This window comes from Halosimplex rubrum, assembly GCF_013415885.1.
Taxonomy (GTDB): domain Archaea; phylum Halobacteriota; class Halobacteria; order Halobacteriales; family Haloarculaceae; genus Halosimplex; species Halosimplex rubrum.
Genome location: NZ_CP058910.1, coordinates 3645723 through 3665658, shown reverse-complemented (window position 1 = coordinate 3665658; position 19936 = coordinate 3645723). Strand labels below are relative to the sequence as shown.

Here is a 19936-nt window from a genome sequence, read left to right as displayed (position 1 = left end):
ACCGCCCTCACCGGCGATCGAACCCGTCGAGTCCGTCCAGCACCGGTGACGCGTCCGCCAGCAGCCCGTCCAGTTCCCGCACGCTCGCCGTCTCCAGTCGGTCGGGGTTAGCCAGCACCCGAACGGGCTGGGACCCGACGGGGACGAATCCGAGCCCGAGCTTCGCGGCCGTCGCGCGCAACCCCAGCCCCGCGTCGGCGTCGCCGGCGGCCACCGACCTGGCGGGGCTCTCGAAGGCTCGCGCGGCGCGGTCGAACCCCGAAATCGACTCCGTGACCGTCCGCCGGTCGACCCCGCGCCCGTCGGCCAGGTCGGCCAGCGCGTTCGAGAGGCTCGTCCGCAGTCCCGACTCGGTCCCGCGGTTGACGAACGACAGCTCCCGGTCGACCAGATCCGCGAGTCCCGTCACGCCCTCCGGGTTCCCGTCGGGGACGACCAGCCCCCACTCGCGGGACCAGCCGCCCAGTTCCGCCGCGTCCGCGATACCCTCCTCGTCGGCGTCGAAGGGGCCGGCGACGACGGCCACGTCGGGGAGCCCATCGCGCAGCTCGCGCAGTCCGCCGCGGGAGCCGCGAGCGAGATACCGCGGCCGCTCCAGTCGGTCGAGCAGCCGCGACAGTGCCGGGTCGTCCTCGCCGACGCCCAGCAGCGTCGGCGGGCGCACGTCCGGCGAGAACAGGTCGACGGTCACCTTCTCCCCGGCCGAGAGGCGGTTCGTGTCCGCGGGCACGTCGACGACGCCGTCGGCCGCGGTGAGCGTCGTCGTCGCGCCGCTGCCCTTGTCGACGGGGTAGACGAGCGTCTCGCCCGCCTCGTCCTCGACCAGCCCGACCGCGAGCAGGCGTCGGCGACCCTCCTCGGTGCGCTCGGTGACCGCCATCCGCCCGTCGACGCGAGCGGTTCGCGGCTCGGGGATCCCCGCGGACGACCGGATCGCCGGCGCGACGAACGTGCGGAAGATGGTCAGCGCCGACACCGGGTAGCCCGGCAGACCGACGTAGGCGGCGCCGTCGTTCCCGTCCCCGGCGTCGCTCCCGGCGCCGGGGTCGCCACCGATCCGACCGACGATCATCGGCTTGCCGGGCTTTATGGCGACGCCGTGCAACAGCAGTTCGCCCTGGTCCTCGATGACCCGATACACCACGTCGACGGCGCTGGCGCTGGTCGACCCCGAGGTCAACACGAGGTCGCAGTCGGCGGCCGCGTCGAGGAGCGTCTCCTCCATCGCGTCCGTGTCGTCGCCGACGTGGGGGTAGACGACAGGCTCGCCGCCGGCCTCCTCGACGGCGGTCGCCACGGCGTAGCTGTTCACGTCGTGGATCTGGCCGGCCCGGTGGTCCAGGTCCTCGCCGGGCCGGACGAGTTCGTCGCCGGTCGAGACGATGGCGACCCGCGGCGTCGCCCGGACCGGCACCTCGTCGACGCCCAGGGCCGACAGCAGACCGATCTCGCGGGGGGTCAACTCCGTGCCCGGACCGAGCGCCCGCTCGCCCGCCGCGATGTCCGCGCCGGCGAGCATGACGTTCTCGCCGGGGGTGACGGCCGTCTCGATACGGACGCGGCGGTCCGTTTCGTCGCTCTCCTCACCGTCGGCGCCCTCCCCACCGGATGGGGCAGTCAGTTCCTCGGTCCGCTCGACGATCACGACGGCGTCGGCGCCCTCGGGCATGACGGCGCCGGTCGATATCTCGGCGGCTTCACCCTCGTCGAGTGCCACGCCGGGCGTCTCGCCGGCGTGGACGCTCCCGACGACCGGGAGGGTGACGGGCTCTGCGTCGCTCGCGGTTCCACCGCTCGCCGTCGAGGCGCGCCGCGCCTCGCTCGCGCCGTACGTGTCGGGCGCTCGCACGGCGTAGCCGTCCATCGCGGCGCGGTCGAATCCGGGCACGTCCAGCGCCGCGTCGACCCGCTCGGCGAGGACCCGGCCGCGGGCGTCTTCGAGGGCCACGCGCTCGCTCCCCGCCGACAGGTCCAGCGAGGCGACCACCTCCCGGGCGCGCTCGGGGTCGGCCAGGTCGCGGAACTCCTTGCGGTCGCTCATACCGACGCCTCCCAGCGCTCGACGGAAACCGTTTCGCCCGCGGCCAGCCGTTCGCGTTCGGGCGCGACCGCGACCCAGCCGTCCGCCCGCGCGAGCGTCGACAGCGGTTCGTCCCTCACCGTGGACGCGACCGCAGCCGCGGTTTCGGCCCCGTCTCCGCCGTCACCGTCGAGCGCGACCGGGACGACCGACTCGACACCGGACTCGCTCTCGACCGGACCGGCGAGTTCGGCGGCCACGGTCCGCGGCTCGGGCGGTTCGCGCTCGGCCAGTCGGGCGACCGCGGGGGCGACCAGCCGCGTCGTCGCGACGAACGCCGCGACGGGGTCGCCGGGGATCGAGAGGACGGGGCGCTCGCGGACGACGCTCAGCGCCGCCGTCTCCGCGGGTTCGACCGCGACGCCGTCGACGAACACCTCGCCCAGCCCGTCGACCGCGTCGACGATCCGGTCGGACTCGCCGGCGCCGGTCCCGCCGACCGTCACGAGCAGGTCCTTCGTCAGGTCGCGCTCGACGGCCGGCCGGAGCGCGTAGGGCTCCGGCTCGACCGGGTCGCGGAGGACGACCTTCCCGCCGGCCCGCTCGACGAACTCGGCGACGGTCGTCCCGTCGGTCTCGACGACCTCGCCGGGTCCGGGGTCTCCACCGGTGAGGCCGCCGCCGACCGGGACGATCCCGACCGTCGGCCGCTGGCGGACCTCGACGCGCGTTCGCCCGACCGCGGTGCAGAGCGCCGGGTCCGACGGACCGATCCGGTCGCCCGCTCTCAGCACCGTCTCCTTGGCCGCCACGTCCGCCCCGGTCGACCGGACGCCCTCGCCGGGTTCGACCGGATCGGTGACCGACAGGCCGGCGCCGTCGGCGGTCGCCGAGTCCGTCTCCGGAGCGGCGACCGATTCGGTCCCGACCACGGCCGTCGCGCCGTCGGGGAGCGGCCGTCCGGCGTCGACGCGGACGGCCGCGTTCGCGTCGATATCGCTCCCGACGGCGAACACAGCGGGGTCGCGCTCGGTCGCGCCGTCGGTGTCGTCGGCGCGGACCGCGAAGCCGTCGCGGGCGGCCCCGTCGAAGCCGGGGACGGGACGACGGGCGGCGACGGACGCGGCGAGCGTGCGGCCGACCGCGGTGCTGACCGGCAGCGTCTCGGTCCGGTCGACCGGGGCGAGGTGTTCGTCGAGGCGCTCGCGGACCGTCGCGAGCGCGGGCGGGTCCGCCGTCGACCGGCGTCGTTCGTCCATATCGGTGGTTTCGGCGCCCGGCCAATAAGCGGTCGGGCGTCGCCGTTCGGCGGCCGGACGAGCGGGCCGCCCGACTCCCGCGACCGCCCGCCCGGGGTCGCGGTCCGACGCAGTCGGGCGGGTGCGACCGCGGGGTTTAACGCCGTCGCATCCTTAGCCCCGCTCATGTCAACGTTGCGTGATGCGCTCCGGGACCTGCCCGACGCGGTGTTCGCTGACGTGCTGGAGAGCGACGACGCGTACCTGCTGGTACTGGACCTGCCGGGCGCGACCGACGAGACGGTCGACGCGGCCGTCGAGGGCAGTCGCCTGCGCATCGAGGCACGCCGCGAGAAGGCGGTTCCCGCCGAGTTCGACTACGTCTCGGAGGAGCGGTCGCTGTTTCTCGACGTCGAACTCCCGCTCCCGCCGGGCGTGACCGGCGCGGGCGCCTCCGGTTCGATCGACCGGGGCGTCCTCGAACTCGAACTGCCGAAGGCGGAGGCCGCGCCGGAGACGCAGATACCGATCGACGACTGAACTTCACGTGAACCTACGCGCCTACTGGCGGTTCGTCGTCGTCACGTGGCAGTTCCTGCCGCTCCTGGTCGCGTACACGCGGGACCGCAACCGGTTCCTCCTCTTCGGCCGGAGCCGAACGGTCTCCGCCGAGACCCGTCGCGAGCGAGCGCGGGTCCTCCTCGACACGCTCCTGACGCTCGGGCCGACGTTCATCAAGCTCGGCCAGCTGCTCTCGACGCGGCCGGACGTGCTCCCGCCGGAGTACATCGAGGAACTCGAGGAGCTACAGGACCGCGTCCCGCCGGCCGACTGGGAGCGGGCCCGCGAGGTGCTGGAGGACGAAGTCGGGCCGGTCGACGAGACCTTCGACGAGTTCGACACCGAGGCCATCAGCGGGGCCAGCCTCGGCCAGGTGTACTACGCGACGACCGAGAACGGCGAGGTGGCGGTGAAGGTACGTCGGCCGGGGGTGAAAGACCTCATCGAGTCGGACCTGCGGGTGATCCGCTGGTCGCTGCCGATCCTGATGTACTTCGTCGACGAGTCGCGCTCGTTCTCCCTGCAGACGCTCGCCGACGAGTTCGACAAGACGATCCGCGAGGAGATGGACTACGGCCGCGAGGCGGAGATGCTGACCGAGATCCGCGAGAACTTCGCCGACGACTCGCGGATCCGGATCCCAGAGGTCGACGAGACCCGCTCGACGAAGCGGGTGCTCGCGATGGAGTACGTCCCCGGGACGAAGATCACCGACATCGAGGAGCTGGACGACCGCCGGCTCGACCGGACGGAGCTGGCCGAGACCCTCCAGGAGGCGTACCTCCAGATGATCATCGAGGACGGCGTCTTCCACGCCGACCCCCACCCCGGCAACCTCGCGGTGCAGGACGACGGGACGCTCGTCTTCTACGACTTCGGCATGAGCGGCTACGTCGACCCGTTCATCCAGGACAAGATCGTCGATTTCTACATCGCCGTCGCCGACCAGGACATCCAGGCGATCCTCGACACGCTCGTCGAGATGGGGACGCTCAGTCCGGAGGCCGACCGCAAGGTGATGGCCGACGTGCTCGAACTCGCCATCGCCGACGCCCGCGGCGAGGACATCGAGCAGTACCGCGTCCAGCAGATCGTCCAGCAGGTCGAGGACACCATCTACGACTTCCCGTTCCGCCTGCCGGCCAACCTCGCGCTCGTCCTCCGAGTGGCGACCGTCGTCGAAGGGGTCTGTGTCACGCTCGACCCGGACTTCGACTTCATCGACGTGGCCACGGGGTATCTCCGCGAGCAGGGCTTCCTCGCCGACACGGCTCGCGAGTACGTCCAGGACCGCGCCGACGAGGTCCAGGAGGCCGCGAAATCGGCCGTCCGGACGCCGCCGAAACTGGAGGAGGCGCTCGACCAGGCCGTCAACGAGGACCTGCGGGTCGAGGTCGACATCCGGGACTCACAGAGGCTCCTCGACCGGATCGCCAAGCGGCTCATCTACGGGATGGTGCTGGCCAGCGCCGTCTTCTCCTCGGCGGTCCTCGTCGCCTTCGAGCAGTTCGTCGCCGCCGCCGTCGCGGTCGGCTTCACGGTCCTCGTGGGGCTGCTCCTGTTTCTCTCCTTCCGCGACCGCGAGGGGATCCGCGCCCAGCCGCAGTTCACTCGACAGAGCATGCGCGAGGGCGACCGCGAGCGGTAGCGACGGCTCGGAGGTTTTACCGCGGGGTCGAACCGCCCGGATTTCCGGGTCGGAGCCGTTCCGTACCGTTTATACCGGTCGCTCGTTTACGGCGCGGTATGGCAACGAAGCAGGTCGAGGTCCGCGATCTGGACGAGGGCAGCTACGTCATGATCGACGACGTGCCCTGCACGATCAACGCATACAGTACGGCCAAACCCGGCAAACACGGCAGTGCGAAGGCCCGCGTCGAGGCCGAGGGCGTCTTCGACGGCAAGAAGCGAAACCTCTCGCAGCCGGTCGACGCGAAGATCCGCGTCCCGATCATCAACCGCAAGCAGGGGCAGGTCGTCTCGACCTCCGGCGGCGACGAGGCGCAGGTCATGGACCTGGAGACGTTCGACACCTTCACGCTCGCGCTCCCCGACGGCGTCTCGATGGAACCCGACGACGAGATCGAGTACCTCGAGATGGAGTCCCAGCGCAAGATCGTCTGAGGCCCGAGTAGAATGTTCCCCGGCGCGGCCGCCGCGCGGGCCGACGCAGCGTACGCGCTCGTCGGCGCACCGCTCGACGCCTCCACCTCGTTCGAGCCCGGCGCCAGGTTCGGCCCGGACCGCGTCCGCCGCTACGCCGAGGCCTTCGACGACTACGACCACCGTACCGACCGGCACTTCTCCGAGCTGAGCGTCTACGACCACGGCGACATCGGTCCCACCGCCGACACCGAGGAGTATCTCACCTACCTCCGCGGGACCTGCGGGGACCTCCGTGAGGAGGGGGCCGTCCCGCTGCTCGTCGGCGGCGAGCACACCGTGACCGTCGCCGGCGTCCGCGCCGCCGACCCTGACGTGTTCGTCTGTCTCGACGCCCATCTCGACCTGCGGGAGTCCTACGCCGGTGACCCGCTCAGCCACGCGACGGTGACCCGCCACGCCCTCGACGTCGCCGACCGGGCCGTGGTCCTCGGCGCGCGCACCGGGAGCGAGGCCGAGTGGGAGCGAGCGAGCGAGGCGGACGTGACGGTCGTCGACCCCGCGGACGTGGCCGACTGGGAGCCCGACTTCGACGCCGACGAGTCGGCCTATCTCAGCGTCGACATCGACGGGTTCGACCCGGCCTACGCGCCCGGGACCGGAACCAAGGAGCCGTTCGGGATCGAACCGAGGGAGGGACGGCGCGTCGTCCGCGAGGTCGCCCCGCACGCGGCGGGGTTCGACGTGGTCGAGGTCAACGACCGCGACGACGGCCAGGCGGCGGTGCTGGCGGCGAAACTCCTGCGGGCGTTCGTCTACAGTCACGCGGCGGATCGATAGGGGGCGGGGGGTCGCACCGACTGTTTTACGTCGGCCGAGATACAGGGTGGAGGCATGGACCGACTCTCGTCATGTTACTTCTGTGGCGCCGCGCTGGACGCCACGCTCGAAGAGCACCCCGTCGTCCCGTCGGCGCTCCACCCCGGGACCGACGCCCAGAAGACGGTCGTCCTCTGTCGTACCTGTCAGCGGAAGCTCGACGCCGTCCTCGACACCGTCGTCGACGCCGTCGAGGCGAACGCCGGCGACGTGGCCGCCGCCAGCGGGCCGGACGAGTCGGCGGGTTCGGGGGACTCGGCGGGTTCGGGAAACTCGGCGGCTTCGGGGGACACCTCCCAGGGGGACATCGAGTCGACGCTCGGCGACGACGAGGAGATCCTGACGCCGCTGGGCGACGAGGAGCCGAGCGCCGAGGAGGCCGCCGAGGCCTCGGAGATGGAGTTCGGCGACGACCGCGCGGCCGGCGAGGAGCCCGATTCCGAGGACGAGTCGGACGACGGCGACGGCCCGTCGAAGGCGCGCAAGTACACCCGCTCGCGCGGCGCGGGGTTCCGTAAGGAGGACGACGGCCCCTCCGAGACGGGGTCGCTCACGGGCGGCGCGTTCGAGGACGACGAGGACGCTCCCGCCGGCGGCTCGGCCTCGTCGGGCGACGACTCGGATGACCCGCTGGCCGGCGGCTCGACCGACGAGTCGGCCCGGGGCGGGGCCGACGAGTCCGGGTCCGGCGGACAGTCGAGCGGGAGTGCGTCGGACGGCGGGTCCGCCGAGCAGTCGAGCGGGAGTGCGTCGGACGGCGGGTCCGCCGAGCAGTCGAGCACCGGGGCCGACGACGGTGACGCGTCGGGTTCGGGCGGCGACGGCGAGCACCGCGTCTCGATGAGCCGCCTGGAGAACACCAAGGTGATGCGGCTGCTGGAGAACCGGGAGTTTCCCGTCGACAAGGCGGAGTTCGTCACCGTCGCGGCCAACGCCTACCAGGTCTCCCAGAGCGACTGCGAGAAGGTGATCGACCTGGCCGTCGAGCACGACCTCCTGCGCGAGGAGAACGGCCAGCTCTACGCCGGCGACGCCTGAGTCGCCGGGTCCCGTCCGGCCCCGGGTCTCGCCGGTCGAGAGCAGCCGCAACCACTACAGTCCCGTCCGGCGAACCGCGAGCCATGGACCTCTCGACGCTGTGCGAACGGTACGGCGAGCGACTGGCGCTCGACGACTACGCCGACGTGGACGCCAGCCCGAACGGACTGCAGGTCGGCCCCGACGAGAAACCCGTCGAGACCGTCGCGTTCGCCGTCGACGCCGTCGAGGCGACGATCGAGGTCGCCGCGGAGCGCGACGCGGACGTGCTCGTCGTCCACCACGGGGTGTCCTGGGGCGGCATCGAGCGCGTGACCGGCACCGAGTACGGCCGCGTCGCGCCGCTGGTCGAACACGACGTGGCGCTGTACGCCGCGCACCTGCCGCTCGACGGGCACCCCGACCTCGGCAACGCCGCCGGCGTCGCCGACACGCTCGGCCTCGTCGACCGCGAGCCGTTCGGCGAACTCGGCCCCGTGACGATCGGACAGCGGGGTCGACTCGAATCCCCCGTCGACCGGGACGACCTCGCCGAGACGCTGACGGCCGAACTCGACACCGGCGGGCGGCCCGTCCCCGTGCTCGACTTCGGCCCCGAGACCGTCGAGGACGTGGCGGTCGTGACCGGCGCCGGGGCAGACTGGCTCGACGAGGCCGTCGAGACCGACGCCGACGCGTTCGTCGTCGGCGAGGGCAAACACCGCGTCTACCACGAAGCCCGCGAGGCGGGGCTCAACGTATATCTCGCCGGTCACTACGCCACCGAGACCTTCGGTGTCCGCGCCCTGCGTGACCTCGCCGCGGAGTGGGGTCTGGAGACGACCTACGTCGACCACCCGACCGGCCTCTGAACGCGCATCTCGAGTCGCGTCGGAGCGGCCTCGCCGGACGGGGCCGAGGTCGTCGCCGCGGACGGTCACCCGTCGGCGTCGGAGACGGACAGCTCGAACCACCAGTCGACCACGGTCGGGTCCGAGTTCGTTCCGCCCTCCTCGGCGGGTTCGGTCCACAGCGCGACCGACACGTCGAACCGGTAGGTTCCCGGCCGCAGGTAGCCGTCGACGGTGTAGTCGTCCCAGACCTCGTAGGTCGTCGCGACCGTCTCGCCGGACCCGAAGGGATACCTTCCGCAGCCGTAGCCGTCGAACCCGACGCCGTCCCGCGGCGGCAGATCGCGAGTCCAGCACTCGCCCGCGCGGTCGGTCGGCGTGTCGTTCGCTCGGTAGAGCCACAGGCCGTTCGGGTCGCTGCGGGCGGCGTCCCGGTTCAGGAGGTGGCATCGACCGTCGTCGGCCACGTCGATCTCGCGGTCCGGTCCGTCGTTGCGAAGCGCGACGGCCACCCGCGCCGGCGCCCCCGCCGTCGACCGCTCGCGCTCGGCCGTGACTGTCGCCGAGACCCCGATCTCATCGGGTATCGTCGCCGCCGTCGCGAGTTCGACCCGTCGCGGTCCGGGCTCCGCACACGTCGGCGGCGTCTCGGTCTGAGTAGCCGTCCGGTCGGGTGAACCGGGGCCTCGACAGCCGGCGAGCGCGGTCGAGGCGCCCAGCGAGGCGAGGACCGCTCTGCGGCGCATATCCCCGATTCCGTCTCGACCGGTATAGGCTTCCGGGAGCCACCGGCCGGTTCGGCCCGCACGTTGGGGCCGCCGTGGTACTACCCCACACCCGATACGTACATTGTGAAACTATCTCACGACGCTCGAAACGGACGAAAACGGCGGATCGGACGTATCCGATTGGAAACGCTTTAGCCCGCCGCTCGGATACTGCGGGCAATGAGTTACCGCATCGGACTCGTCGGCAAGCCCTCGGTGGGCAAGTCGACGCTGTTCAACGCCGCGACGATGAACGACGTGCCGGAGGGCGCGTATCCGTTCACGACGATCGACCCGAGCGTCGGCGAGGCGTACGTCCGCGTCGACTGCGCCGCCCCGGAGTTCGAGCACTCCTGTACGCCCAACACGGGCTACTGCGAGGAGGGAACCCGGTTCGTCCCGACGAAACTCGTCGACGTGGCGGGGCTGGTCCCGGGCGCCCACGAGGGGCGCGGGCTGGGCAACCAGTTCCTCTCGGACCTCAACGAGACCGACGTGCTCGTCCACGTCGTCGACTTCTCCGGCGAGACCGACATCGAGGGCGAGGCCACCGAGGACCACGACCCCCGCGACGATATCGACTTCCTGGAGGAGGAACTGGACATGTGGTACCTCGATATCCTGGAGAAGGGCATCGAGCGCTACCGGTCGGGCTATCAGGGCGAGGATCGGGATATCGAGGTCGACCTCGCCGAGCAGATGAGCGCCTTCGGCACCAACGAGGACGAGATCAAACAGGTCGTCCTCTCGCTGGGGCTCGGACTGGACCCCGACGAGTGGGAGGAGTCGGACCGCGAGGCGCTCGCCCGCGAGATCCGTCTGCGGACGAAGCCGATGGTCGTCGCCGCGAACAAGATGGATAAGCCGGTCGCCCAGAAGAACTTCGACGAGATCACCGCGGAGGACGAGTACGACCACCTCACCTTCGTCCCCGTCTCCGCCCACGCCGAGAAGGCGCTCAAGTCCGCCGACGAGCAGGGCGTCGTCGACTACCGCCCGGGCGACCCCGAGTTCGAGATCGTCGGCGACCCGAGCGACGAACAGGAGGCGGGGCTCGAGCAGATCCGAGAGTTCGTCACCGAGTACGAGGGCACCGGCGTCCAGCGCGCGCTGGAGACCGCGCTGTTCGACGTGCTCGACGCCATCGCCGTCTTCCCCGGCGCGGAGAAACCCCAGGAGGACGGCACCTTCCTGCAGGACTGTTTCGTCCTCCCGGACGGCTCGACCGCCGAGGACTTCGCCTATTTCCTGCACACCGACATCGGCGAGGGGTTCCTCCACGCGACCGACATCCGCTCCGGTCGGCAGGTCGCCGCCGACACCGAACTGGACCACCGCGACGTGGTCGAGATCACGACGACGAACTGACCCGGCCGCGACCCGCGTCGGCGCGACCCGGCGCGGTCGCCGGGGAGCGAGCGATTGAATAGATCCCGCGTGTTCTCACCGCTATCGTGACGGCGCCGCCCTACGACGGGATCGACACCCACGACGACCTCCTGGCGTGGTCCCGCGCGTATTGCAAGAAGGTCCGCCGCGAGTGGCTGGTCGACGTGCGCTTCGACCTCGTGGAGTGGGAGATCTCGACCCGCGCGAAACGGCGCGCCGCCGCGCTCAAGCGCCCGAATATCCCCGAGGCGGCGGTCGGGACGCCGATCGACTGGGAGACCGCCGAGGCCGCGGGCGGTCGCGTCGCCGACGGGCGTCCGTTCCCGGCCACGCTCTCGCTGACGTGGGACGCCTTCGACGCCTTCGACCGCGCCGAGTGGGAGTCGACGCTCCGGCACGAACTCGTCCACCTCGAACAGTACCAGCGCTGCGGCACGACGGGGCACGGGTCGGCGTTCGAGGAGCGAGCGCGCGAACTCGACACCGAAATTCACTGCGAGAGCTTTGCCGAGGCGAAGTACGTCCTCCGCTGTGAGTCATGCGACGCGCTGGTCGCCCGCCGCTATCGCGACTGTAAACTCGTCCGACGGGCCGAAGAGTATCGGTCCTCGTGTTGCGACGCCGCGCTTGCGGTCGAGTAGTCCGCGCCGGCACTCACCACGGGAAGATCGATCGGAGTCGATCGAGGATGTCCCGTTGATCTGCCTCCGTGGATTCTGCTTTTAGCGACCCGTCTGGGTTGAGATCCGGACTATCGTCGCCACCAGCGTCGTCGTACGTCGGTCTCTCGATCTCAGCTAGATCGAGCGTATCGGGGGCATCTATGCCGTCGCTTCGACGCCGAAGTTCGTCTTCCGACACCGGTTCCATGATGTTGTGACCACAGGATCGGCATTGGTTGGGATTGCTAGTATGGAGCGTAGAGCACCGGTCGCAAGCCCATGCAGTCGTCATCGGTTATTGCCCGTTCAACATCGAAGTAGATGTCATTTTCCCCGGATTCGTGAGTCTTCTAAACCATCGCGCCGGTGTCCTCGTCGAGGTGGTCGCGGGCGTACGCGACGAGCCGGTCGGCGTACGACGAGAAGAGCGGACAGCGAACGTCCGTGTCGGCCAGCGCTCGACGGGTGTTCTCGTCGGTGTACGTAGTGGGCTGGGAGAGGTAGGGAAGCGCCGCCGGTTCGACCCCCAGTGCGTCGGCGACGCCGGGCACCCGCTCGGTCGCGACGCGGGCGAGCCTCGCCGTCCCGCGGACCGGCAGGACTCGCCGCCCGGCCGCCCGCCCGAGCGCCCGGACGAGTTCCAGTATCGTCGGCGGATGGGGGTTACAGAGCTGGTAGACCTCCCCGACCGACTCCTCGCGGGCCGAGATGGCGGCCATCGCGTCGACCACGAAGTCGCGGGGGACGACGTTCAGCCGCGTCGCCGACGGGCGCAGCGGCACGGGGACGGCGGCGACGGGCCACTGCCGGAGGAGCAGCTTCAGCAGGTAGTACGGACCGTCGAACTTCTGGGTCTCGCCCGTCCGACTGTCGCCGACGGCGATGGCCGGTCGGTAGACCGTCGCGGGGAGCCCGTCGGTCATCGCGGCCTGGACGAGCCGCTCGGCCTCGAACTTGGTGGCCTCGTAGTGATTGTGGAAGGACTGGCCCACTGCCAGGTCCCGATGGGTGAAGGTCCCGTCGTAGCGACCGCTGACGTAGCAGGTGCTGACGTAGTGAAAGCGGTCGGCGTCGGCCCGAGCCGCGAGGTCGAGGACGTGACTGGTCCCGTCGACGTTGACGCGCTCGGCCAGCGGGCGGGCGACGCCCAGGTCGTAGACTGCGGCGAGGTGGTAGACGACGCGCGTCTCCCGGCGGAGTCGCTCGTAGTCGTCGACGGCCAGTTCGGGGTCGGTGACGTCGCCCTCGACCAGCCGGATCCGGTTCCGTGGGACCCCCGCGTCGTCGGTCAGGGTGGCGGCCCGCCGGGCGGCCGCCTCGCGGTACTGCGTCTGGACGAGACAGGCGACGGGCTCGTCGCTCCGTCCGAGCAGCCGCTCGACGAGCGCGGAGCCGAGGAAGCCGGGGAAGCCGGTCACCAGTCGCACGGTCACTCCCTCCACGGGCGGGGGAGCGAGCGGTCGCGCAGCCAGCGCAGCGGGCCGAACGTCGCGGTCGCGGCCGCGGCGGCGAGGCGGTTCGGGACCGCGTCGGGGAACGCCAGCGGATGGCCGCGCTGGGTCACGACCGTGCGCGAGTCGGTGTAGTCGCGGATCCCCTCGCGGCCGTGGCGGCGACCGACGCCCGAGTCGCCGACGCCGCCCATCGGCGCGTCCGTCGAGGCCCACATCGCCCGGTAGCCGTCGTTGACCGAGACCGTCCCGGCCTCGATCCGGCGAGCGACCCGTTCGCCGCGGGCGGGGTCGCCGGTCCAGACGCTCGCGTGGAGGCCGTACTCGGTGTCGTTGGCCCGTCCGACCGCCTCGTCGACGCCGTCGACGGGGACGAGCGAGACGACCGGCCCGAACGTCTCACGGCTCGCCGCGGTGGCGTCGGCGGGGAGTTCGGTCAGCACCGTCGGCTCGTACACCCACGGGCCCACGTCCTCGCGTCGACGCCCGCCGGTCTCGACGGTCGCACCGCGTTCGCGAGCGTCGGCGACGTGCGATTCGACGGTGTCGAGTTGGGCCTCGCCGATCAGCGACCCCACGTCGGGCCCCCAGTCGAGGCCGACGCCGAGGGACTGACGCTCGCTCGCGGCGACGAACCGCTCGCGGAACTCGGCGAACCGGGAGCGGTCGACGTAGACGCGTTCGGTCGCGATGCACAGTTGCCCGGCGTTGGCGAACGAGCCGTTGACGAGCCCGCGGACCGCCTTCGAGAGGTCGGCGTCGTCGAGGACGACGGCCGGGTTCTTCCCGCCGAGTTCGAGCGAGGCGTCGATCAGGTGCTCGCCGGCCAGTGCCGCGACCTCGCGGCCGACCGCGGTGGAGCCGGTGAACCGGAGGTGATCCACGCGGGAGATCAGCGGTTCGCCCAGCCGCTCGCCGTCGCCGGTGACGACCCCGAGCAGCCCCTCGGGTAGCCCCGCCGATTCGAGTAGTTCGACCGCGCGGAGCGCCGAGAACGGCGTCGCCTCGGCGGGCTTGAGGACGGCGCCGTTGCCGGCCAGCAGCGCGGGCAACAGGTCCGAGACCGCGAGCGTGAGCGGGTAGTTCCACGGCGAGATACAGCCGACGACGCCGACGGGGTCGGCGTACTCGACCGCGCGGGTGAGCCCGGGGACCGCGCCCGTCCGCCGGGTCGGTTCGAGGTGGTCGGGCCCGTCGCGGGCGTAGTAGTCGGCGGTGGCGACGAGGTCGAACACCTCTTCGAGGGCGTCGAACCGCGCCTTGCCCGTCTCGACCTGGACGATATCGAGCAGGTCCGAACGGTTCGTGGTCACCGCGTCCGCGAACCGCCGGAGGACTTCGGCGCGCTCGGCGAGCGGTCGGGCGGCCCACTCGGCCTGGGTCTCCCTCGCTCGTTCGACCGCGGCGGCCGCGTCCTCGGCGGTACAGGACGGGACGGACCCGACCGACTCCCCGGTGATCGGCGAGCGGACAGCGAGCGAATCGCGGTCGCCGACCGTCGTGACGCCCGTCCGAAGGCGCCGCTGGCGACCGTCCGACAGGACCGACCCGACCTTCGACGAAGCCATGCCGGTAGCAAGGAGGCCACCCATTTCGGTGTTTCCCGCGACCCCGCGACCTCGTGGCCGTCCGCCGTCACCGGCTTGCGGTCCGACCCTCCGGACCGGGGGGACGGCCCCGGACCGCGACGGACCGTTCCGGATCGCGGGCTTGAAGCGCGCGGGCGGCCGACGGGGGAGCAATGACCGACGAGACGCCCAGAGAGACGTTCGAGCACGACCCGATCGGCCACGCGGAAGCCCGAGCGGGGATGACGGTCGGCGAACTCGCCGACGAGTACGGGTCGGCCGGCATCGGCGCGAGCGCGCTCCACGAGGCCGTCGACGTGTACGCCGAGATGCTCGGCGACGACGACGTGACCAACTTCTTCGGCCTCGCGGGCGCGATGGTGCCGACCGGGATGCGCCGCATCGTCGCCGACCTCATCCGCGACGGCCACATCGACGCGCTCGTGACGACCGGCGCGAACCTCACCCACGACGCCATCGAGGCCATCGGCGGCAAACACCACCACGGGCAGGTCCACGCCGAGGGCAAGACCGAGCGCGAGCACGACGAGCGCCTCCGCGACGAGGGCGTCGACCGCATCTACAACGTCTACCTCCCCCAGGAGCACTTCGCGCTGTTCGAGGGCCACCTCCGCGACGAGGTGTTCCCGCCGCTCGAAGCCGAGTGCGAGGAGCGCGCCGGGGACGGCGGAACGGGTGCGGTCAGCATCCAGCGGTTCACCGAGGAACTCGGCCGGGCGAACGTCGAGGTGAACGACGCCGAGGACATCGAGGAGGGGGCGGGCGTCGCCGCGGCGGCCTACGAGAACGACGTGCCGATATACTGCCCGGCGGTGCAGGATTCGGTGTTGGGGCTGCAGGCGTGGATGTACTCCCAGACGAGCGAGTTCACGTTGGACGCCCTCTCGGACATGACGACCATCACCGACCAGGCGTTCGACGCCGAGAAGGCGGGCGCGATGGTCGTCGGCGGCGGCGTCCCGAAGAACTACACGCTCCAGACGATGCTGGTGGCGCCCGACGCCTACGACTACGCCGTCCAGCTGACGATGGACTCCCCCGAGACCGGCGGGCTCTCGGGCGCGACGCTCGACGAGGCGCGCTCGTGGGGGAAGTTGGAGAAGGCCGCCCGCAACGCCTCCGTCTACGCCGACGCGACGATCACGCTCCCGCTCGTCGTCGCCGCCGCGCGCGAGCGGGTCGCGAGCGGCGAAGGCGACCACTAAGCGACCCACACCCGATCGGTACACGACCGCTACTCACTCGCTCGGCCGCTCACGCGTCCCGTTCGCCCGCGCTCGAAGGATTTACTCGCGTTTTAATAATTAATTCTATGTGCTCGATTAGCAAACGAACGGAGGATATCGCATCTTTATCACGGACGGATGTGATCGATCGGGTACGATGTCACAACACGGGACGGTCATGGAGTCCCCGACAGCGGCGCTCGCGGACCCCCGATCGGCGGACAACGTCGAGTACGACCCGTCGTTCGCGTCGTTGCGCGAGAACTCGGTCGACCTGGAGACGACGACGGAGTACGGCTCTCCCTCCTACGTGAGCGACCACCGGTCGCGCAACGCCGACCGGACGGAGAACGCGCTCGACCGCGACTTCGGTCCCGCCGACTACGGTCACGTCGAGACGGCCGTCGACGCCGCCGCGGACCGCGAGATGGTCTGTCTGGACCGGCAACTGGGCCGCCATCCCGACAACACCTACGTCTGTCGCTACTACGTCCCGGCGGAGTACAGCCGCATCGCGCTGGCGTGGGCGAAGCTCTTCGAACCCGCCCCCGCCGACGCCGACCCCGACTTCGTGACGGTCCAGGTCCCCGACGCCGACGAGGTCGCCGTCCGCGTGCTCCCCGAAGAGGGGTTCACCGCGGTCCTCGGCACCGACTACACCGGCGAGGCCAAGAAGTCGTTCCTGCGGCTGTTCATGTTCGACGCCAAGCGCCAGGGCGGCCTCGGCCTCCACGCCGGCACCAAGCGGGTCCGGATCCGGCGCAGCGAAGACGACGAGCCCGCGACCGACGACGCCGACCTGGAGACGGTCGGGCAGGTCTTCCTCGGCCTCTCGGGGACCGGCAAGTCGACGCTCACCGCGCACGACCTGGGCCTCGAAGCGCCCGAAGACGCGACGATGCTCCAGGACGACGTCTGCGCCCTGCGTGAGGACGGGACCGTGGCCGGCAGCGAGGGCGAGGGCCTGTTCATCAAGACCATCGGTCTCGACCACGACGAGCAGCCGGACCTCTACGAAGCCGCGACCCACGAGTCGGCGGTGCTGGACAACGTCGACGTCGCCGAGGACGGCACGGTCGACTTCGACAGCGACGCTCACACCGCCAACGGTCGCGCGGTCGTCCTGCGCGAGCAGCTCCCCTCGGCCGACGAGGAGATCGACCTCCCGTCGGTCGACCAGGTCTTCTTCATCACGCGCAACCCCGCGATGCCGCCGCTGGCGAAGCTCTCGCCGGAGGAGGCCGCGGCGGCGTTCATGCTCGGCGAGTCCGTCCAGACGAGCGCCGGCGACCCCGACAGCGCGGGCGAGGCCATCCGCGTCGTCGGCACCAACCCCTTCATCGTCGGCAGCGAGGGCGAGGAGGGCAACCGCTTTCGCGACCTCGTCGCCGACCTCGACGCCGACGCGTACCTGCTCAACACCGGGTCCGTCGGCGATCGCGACGTCAGCGTCGACGACACGGTGACCCTGCTCCGCGAAGTCAGTCGCGGGCGCGTCGACTGGACCGACGACCCGACCACGGGCCTGACCGTCCCCGACTCCGTCCCGGAACTGGACGTGAGCCGGTTCGACGTGGGCGACGCGCTCGACGACGCCGACGAGCAGATAGCCGAGCTCCGAGAGGAGCGCCGGGAGTACCTCGCCGAGTTCGAGGACCTCGACGACGCGATCCGGAACGCGGTCTACTGAGTCGGTAGCGACGGACGGAAGCGGACTCGGTGGGCTCGGAGGATGGGCCGGTCGCCGACGGGAGACGCCGGGCGGTCGGCGACGGCCGAGCGTCGGCGGGGATCAGACTTCTTGCGCTCGTTCCCTGGAGACTTCGGCGATACCGCTGTTGGCCGAGCAGGTCGGACAGGCGTGGACGTCGCCGCCCTCGTCGGCGAAGACGCGCGCGAACTGTTCCGAGACGTGCGTGTCGCAGTGGGCACAGACTGGCATGGGTAGGGGTTCCCGGACTGGCGTCCGTCCGAAAACAGGTCTCGATCCGTACAAGACGGTTTTCCGACCTGGGACCCAAATTCCCCCGAATTGCGGTCGAAATTCGACTCAGAAGGGCTGTCTCCGCGAGTCGTGCGTCACGCTCTCGATACCGAAACCGGTGACACGGGGCTGTCAGGCGTCGCCGGTTTGGGGCTGTCAGGCGTCGCCGGTTCGGGGCTGTCAGGCGTCGCCGGTTCGGGGCTGTCAGGCGTCGCCGGTTCGGGGCCGTCAGCTGTCGCCGCGGGCGCGGTCGACGAACTCGTCGGGGAGGTCGTCGATCTCTCCGGCCTGGACGGCCCAGAGGTTGGCGTAGAGGCCGTCTTCCTCCAGCAGTTCCTGGTGAGTCCCCCGTTCGACGACCCGACCGTCCTCCAGCACGAGGATCGTCTCGGCGTCGGTCACCGTCGAGAGGCGGTGGGCGATGACGAAGGTCGTGCGGTCGGCGGCCAGGCGGTCCAGCGAGCGCTGGATCAGGACCTCCGTCTCGGTGTCGACGGCGGAGGTCGCCTCGTCGAGGATCAGGATGTCCGGGTCCTGCAGGACGGTGCGGGCGATGGAGATGCGCTGGCGCTGGCCGCCCGAGAGGCGGGCGCCGCGCTCGCCGACCTGCGTGTCGTAGCCGTCGGAAAGGTCGGTGATGAACTCGTGGGCTTCGGCGGCTTTGGCGGCCTCTTCGATCTCCTCGCGGGAGGCGTCGAACTCGCCGTAGCGGATGTTCTCGGCGACGGTGCCGTCGAAGAGGTACGTCTCCTGGCTGACGTACCCGATCGACTCGCGGAGGCTCCCGACGGTCACGTCGCGGATGTCGTGGCCGTCGACGCTGATCGCGCCCTCGTCCACGTCGTACAGCCGCATCAGGAGCTTGACGGCCGTGGACTTGCCGGCGCCGGTCGGCCCGACGTAGGCGACCGTGTCGCCGGCGTCGGCGTCGAAACTCACGTCCCGGAGGATGGTCTCCTCGCCGTCGTAGGAGAAGGCCACGTCGTCGTAGGCGACCTCGCCGTCGACGGCGTCGAGTTCGACGGCGTCCGGGTCGTCCTCGATGCGGACCGGCGTGTCCATCAGTCCGAAGATGCGCTTGCCGGAGGCGCGGGCGTTCTCGGTCCAGTCGATGATGTTCGAGATCTGGGCCAGCGGGTCGATGAACCGCTGGGTCATGAAGATGAACACGACGAAGTTCCCGACGGTGAGCTCGCCGGAGAAAAAGAGCGGCGGGCCGGAGAACAGCCACAGGCCGCCGACGATGAACGTCGTCGCGAAGGAGAGGCCGGCGAGCATGCGCATCCCCGGTCGATAGACGAAGGCGATCTTCAGCACGTCGATGTTGGTGGTGTAGAAGTTCCAGGAGGCCTCCTCGACGCGCTCGGTCTCGAACTCCTCGGTGTTGGCGGTCTTGACGAGCTGCATCCCCCCGATAGAGTTCTCCAGGCGGGTGTTCAGGTCGCCGATGCTCGAACGGACCGCGTCGTACCGCGGCGCGACCGTCCGGCTGAACCACCAGGTGAAAAGCGCCATCACGGGGACGGCGACCAGCGTCACCAAGGCGAGTTGCCAGTTGATCCACAGCAGGAGCCCGCCGATGGCGAGCACCATGATGATCAGGCGGGTGCCGTTCTTCAGCGCCTGGTCGAGAAAGCGCTCCAGGTTGGTCGCGTCCTGGTTGAGGATGGACATCGCCTCGCCGGTCTCCTGCTCGTCGAAGAAGGCCATGTCCAGTTCCTGCATCCGCCGGAACGTGTCGACGCGGACGGCGTGGAGCGACCGGTGGGCGAAGACGTCGCTCGTGATCCCCTGCGCCCAGGTGCAGACCGCCGTCAGGACGAACGCGGCGACGATGAGGGACACGGAGAACCAGAACTGCGCCTCCGGCTGGTTCGGGATCCACGACGCCGGGACGAGCGGTAGGTCGTAGGCGCCCGTCTCGTTGAACACCGCGTCGATGGCCGTCCCCAGGACGAGCGCGGGCACCAGCGCCGACAGCCGCGCGACCAGGTTCATCGCCACCGCGACGGCGAACCAGTGGATCCGCGGCAGGCCGTACTCCCTGAACACCCGCCGGAGCGGCGCCTCTACCTCGTCGATACGGTCTTGCACTGCGACGGTGGTGCCCTCGGACATTCGGTCGTCTCGCCACTGTCGATAGACCCGCAAAAGCGTTTGCATCACGGAAGATCGATAGGTCAGATACCGGAGAGACGC

At 70.6% G+C, this 19936-nt stretch carries 18 protein-coding genes; 10 read left to right on the top strand and 8 right to left on the bottom strand.

Annotation, left to right across the window (positions count from 1 at the left end):
- Window positions 1–7: 7 nt before the first annotated feature.
- Both HZS55_RS18295 and HZS55_RS18290 read right to left on the bottom strand, forming a co-directional pair.
- On the bottom strand, window positions 8–2041 hold the full coding sequence (locus HZS55_RS18295) for a molybdopterin biosynthesis protein (RefSeq protein ID WP_179908996.1): 2034 nt from the start codon (window positions 2039–2041) through the stop codon (window positions 8–10).
- Window positions 2038–3279, bottom strand: coding sequence for a molybdopterin-binding protein (locus HZS55_RS18290; protein ID WP_179908995.1), 1242 nt, complete (start codon window positions 3277–3279; stop codon window positions 2038–2040). The genes HZS55_RS18295 and HZS55_RS18290 overlap by 4 nt, the downstream gene beginning before the upstream one ends.
- Before the next feature lie 165 nt (window positions 3280–3444).
- Here HZS55_RS18290 and HZS55_RS18285 point away from each other — a divergent pair, with 165 nt between their 5' ends.
- The 6 genes from HZS55_RS18285 to HZS55_RS18260 all read left to right on the top strand — a co-directional run bounded on the left by HZS55_RS18285 (window position 3445) and on the right by HZS55_RS18260 (window position 8690).
- Window positions 3445–3798 carry an Hsp20/alpha crystallin family protein gene (locus HZS55_RS18285; RefSeq protein WP_179908994.1) on the top strand — a complete coding sequence of 118 codons (354 nt, stop codon included), beginning with the start codon at window positions 3445–3447 and terminating at the stop codon, window positions 3796–3798.
- 7 nt (window positions 3799–3805) lie between these two features.
- Window positions 3806–5467 carry an ABC1 kinase family protein gene (locus tag HZS55_RS18280; protein WP_179908993.1) on the top strand — a complete coding sequence of 554 codons (1662 nt, stop codon included), beginning with the start codon at window positions 3806–3808 and terminating at the stop codon, window positions 5465–5467.
- A gap of 98 nt (window positions 5468–5565) precedes the next feature.
- On the top strand, window positions 5566–5943 hold the full coding sequence (locus HZS55_RS18275) for a translation initiation factor IF-5A (protein WP_179908992.1): 378 nt from the start codon (window positions 5566–5568) through the stop codon (window positions 5941–5943).
- Window positions 5944–5955: 12 nt separating this feature from the next.
- On the top strand, window positions 5956–6762 hold the full coding sequence (speB, locus tag HZS55_RS18270) for an agmatinase (RefSeq protein ID WP_179908991.1): 807 nt from the start codon (window positions 5956–5958) through the stop codon (window positions 6760–6762).
- A 54-nt stretch (window positions 6763–6816) separates the two neighbouring features.
- Window positions 6817–7839: a hypothetical protein gene (locus HZS55_RS18265; RefSeq protein ID WP_179908990.1), complete on the top strand. Its 1023-nt coding sequence runs from the start codon at window positions 6817–6819 to the stop codon at window positions 7837–7839.
- 83 nt (window positions 7840–7922) lie between these two features.
- Entirely contained in the window at window positions 7923–8690 is a 768-nt protein-coding gene (locus HZS55_RS18260) for a Nif3-like dinuclear metal center hexameric protein (RefSeq protein ID WP_179908989.1), read from the top strand.
- Window positions 8691–8755: 65 nt separating this feature from the next.
- Here the strand turns inward: HZS55_RS18260 and HZS55_RS18255 are convergent, their stop codons facing one another.
- The gene (locus HZS55_RS18255; RefSeq protein WP_179908988.1) at window positions 8756–9415 is read right to left on the bottom strand and encodes a hypothetical protein; all 660 of its coding nucleotides are present in this window, start codon (window positions 9413–9415) and stop codon (window positions 8756–8758) included.
- Between the two features lie 201 nt (window positions 9416–9616).
- Here HZS55_RS18255 and HZS55_RS18250 point away from each other — a divergent pair, with 201 nt between their 5' ends.
- Window positions 9617–10804: a redox-regulated ATPase YchF gene (locus tag HZS55_RS18250; protein ID WP_179908987.1), complete on the top strand. Its 1188-nt coding sequence runs from the start codon at window positions 9617–9619 to the stop codon at window positions 10802–10804.
- Between the two features lie 86 nt (window positions 10805–10890).
- Entirely contained in the window at window positions 10891–11466 is a 576-nt protein-coding gene (locus HZS55_RS18245; protein ID WP_179908986.1) for a transcription elongation protein SprT, read from the top strand.
- Between the two features lie 13 nt (window positions 11467–11479).
- Here HZS55_RS18245 and HZS55_RS18240 read toward each other — a convergent pair whose 3' ends face one another.
- The 3 genes from HZS55_RS18240 to HZS55_RS18230 all read right to left on the bottom strand — a co-directional run bounded on the left by HZS55_RS18240 (window position 11480) and on the right by HZS55_RS18230 (window position 14506).
- The gene (locus tag HZS55_RS18240) at window positions 11480–11695 is read right to left on the bottom strand and encodes a hypothetical protein (protein ID WP_179908985.1); all 216 of its coding nucleotides are present in this window, start codon (window positions 11693–11695) and stop codon (window positions 11480–11482) included.
- A gap of 142 nt (window positions 11696–11837) precedes the next feature.
- Window positions 11838–12914: an SDR family oxidoreductase gene (locus HZS55_RS18235; protein ID WP_179908984.1), complete on the bottom strand. Its 1077-nt coding sequence runs from the start codon at window positions 12912–12914 to the stop codon at window positions 11838–11840.
- Between the two features lie 2 nt (window positions 12915–12916).
- Window positions 12917–14506: a succinic semialdehyde dehydrogenase gene (locus HZS55_RS18230; protein WP_179908983.1), complete on the bottom strand. Its 1590-nt coding sequence runs from the start codon at window positions 14504–14506 to the stop codon at window positions 12917–12919.
- A 173-nt stretch (window positions 14507–14679) separates the two neighbouring features.
- On the opposite strand from HZS55_RS18230, the gene HZS55_RS18225 reads away from it, so the two are divergent.
- Complete coding sequence (locus HZS55_RS18225) at window positions 14680–15732, top strand: deoxyhypusine synthase (protein WP_179908982.1); 1053 nt, start codon at window positions 14680–14682, stop codon at window positions 15730–15732.
- 178 nt (window positions 15733–15910) lie between these two features.
- Entirely contained in the window at window positions 15911–17443 is a 1533-nt protein-coding gene (locus HZS55_RS18220) for a phosphoenolpyruvate carboxykinase (ATP) (RefSeq protein ID WP_179908981.1), read from the top strand.
- Between the two features lie 102 nt (window positions 17444–17545).
- Here the strand turns inward: HZS55_RS18220 and HZS55_RS18215 are convergent, their stop codons facing one another.
- Together HZS55_RS18215 and HZS55_RS18210 are read right to left on the bottom strand one after the other, a co-directional pair.
- Window positions 17546–17695 (bottom strand): DUF7563 family protein, encoded by a 150-nt coding sequence (locus tag HZS55_RS18215; protein WP_179908980.1) that lies wholly within the window; start codon window positions 17693–17695, stop codon window positions 17546–17548.
- A gap of 270 nt (window positions 17696–17965) precedes the next feature.
- Window positions 17966–19855 carry an ABC transporter ATP-binding protein gene (locus HZS55_RS18210; protein ID WP_179908979.1) on the bottom strand — a complete coding sequence of 630 codons (1890 nt, stop codon included), beginning with the start codon at window positions 19853–19855 and terminating at the stop codon, window positions 17966–17968.
- Window positions 19856–19936 lie beyond the last annotated feature (81 nt).

Excerpts from the sequence above, each read along its gene's own strand:
- HZS55_RS18255 (WP_179908988.1), bottom strand. The coding sequence starts at position 9,415 with ATGCGCCGCAGAGCGGTCCTCGCCTCGCTGGGCGCCTCGACCGCGCTC.
- HZS55_RS18290 (WP_179908995.1), bottom strand. The coding sequence starts at position 3,279 with ATGGACGAACGACGCCGGTCGACGGCGGACCCGCCCGCGCTCGCGACG.
- HZS55_RS18260 (WP_179908989.1), top strand. The coding sequence starts at position 7,923 with ATGGACCTCTCGACGCTGTGCGAACGGTACGGCGAGCGACTGGCGCTC.
- HZS55_RS18240 (WP_179908985.1), bottom strand. The coding sequence starts at position 11,695 with ATGGAACCGGTGTCGGAAGACGAACTTCGGCGTCGAAGCGACGGCATA.
- HZS55_RS18295 (WP_179908996.1), bottom strand. The coding sequence starts at position 2,041 with ATGAGCGACCGCAAGGAGTTCCGCGACCTGGCCGACCCCGAGCGCGCC.
- HZS55_RS18265 (WP_179908990.1), top strand. The coding sequence starts at position 6,817 with ATGGACCGACTCTCGTCATGTTACTTCTGTGGCGCCGCGCTGGACGCC.
- HZS55_RS18230 (WP_179908983.1), bottom strand. The coding sequence starts at position 14,506 with ATGGCTTCGTCGAAGGTCGGGTCGGTCCTGTCGGACGGTCGCCAGCGG.
- HZS55_RS18210 (WP_179908979.1), bottom strand. The coding sequence starts at position 19,855 with ATGTCCGAGGGCACCACCGTCGCAGTGCAAGACCGTATCGACGAGGTA.
- HZS55_RS18275 (WP_179908992.1), top strand. The coding sequence starts at position 5,566 with ATGGCAACGAAGCAGGTCGAGGTCCGCGATCTGGACGAGGGCAGCTAC.
- HZS55_RS18250 (WP_179908987.1), top strand. The coding sequence starts at position 9,617 with ATGAGTTACCGCATCGGACTCGTCGGCAAGCCCTCGGTGGGCAAGTCG.
- HZS55_RS18215 (WP_179908980.1), bottom strand. The coding sequence starts at position 17,695 with ATGCCAGTCTGTGCCCACTGCGACACGCACGTCTCGGAACAGTTCGCG.
- HZS55_RS18225 (WP_179908982.1), top strand. The coding sequence starts at position 14,680 with ATGACCGACGAGACGCCCAGAGAGACGTTCGAGCACGACCCGATCGGC.
- HZS55_RS18285 (WP_179908994.1), top strand. The coding sequence starts at position 3,445 with ATGTCAACGTTGCGTGATGCGCTCCGGGACCTGCCCGACGCGGTGTTC.
- speB (WP_179908991.1), top strand. The coding sequence starts at position 5,956 with ATGTTCCCCGGCGCGGCCGCCGCGCGGGCCGACGCAGCGTACGCGCTC.
- HZS55_RS18220 (WP_179908981.1), top strand. The coding sequence starts at position 15,911 with ATGTCACAACACGGGACGGTCATGGAGTCCCCGACAGCGGCGCTCGCG.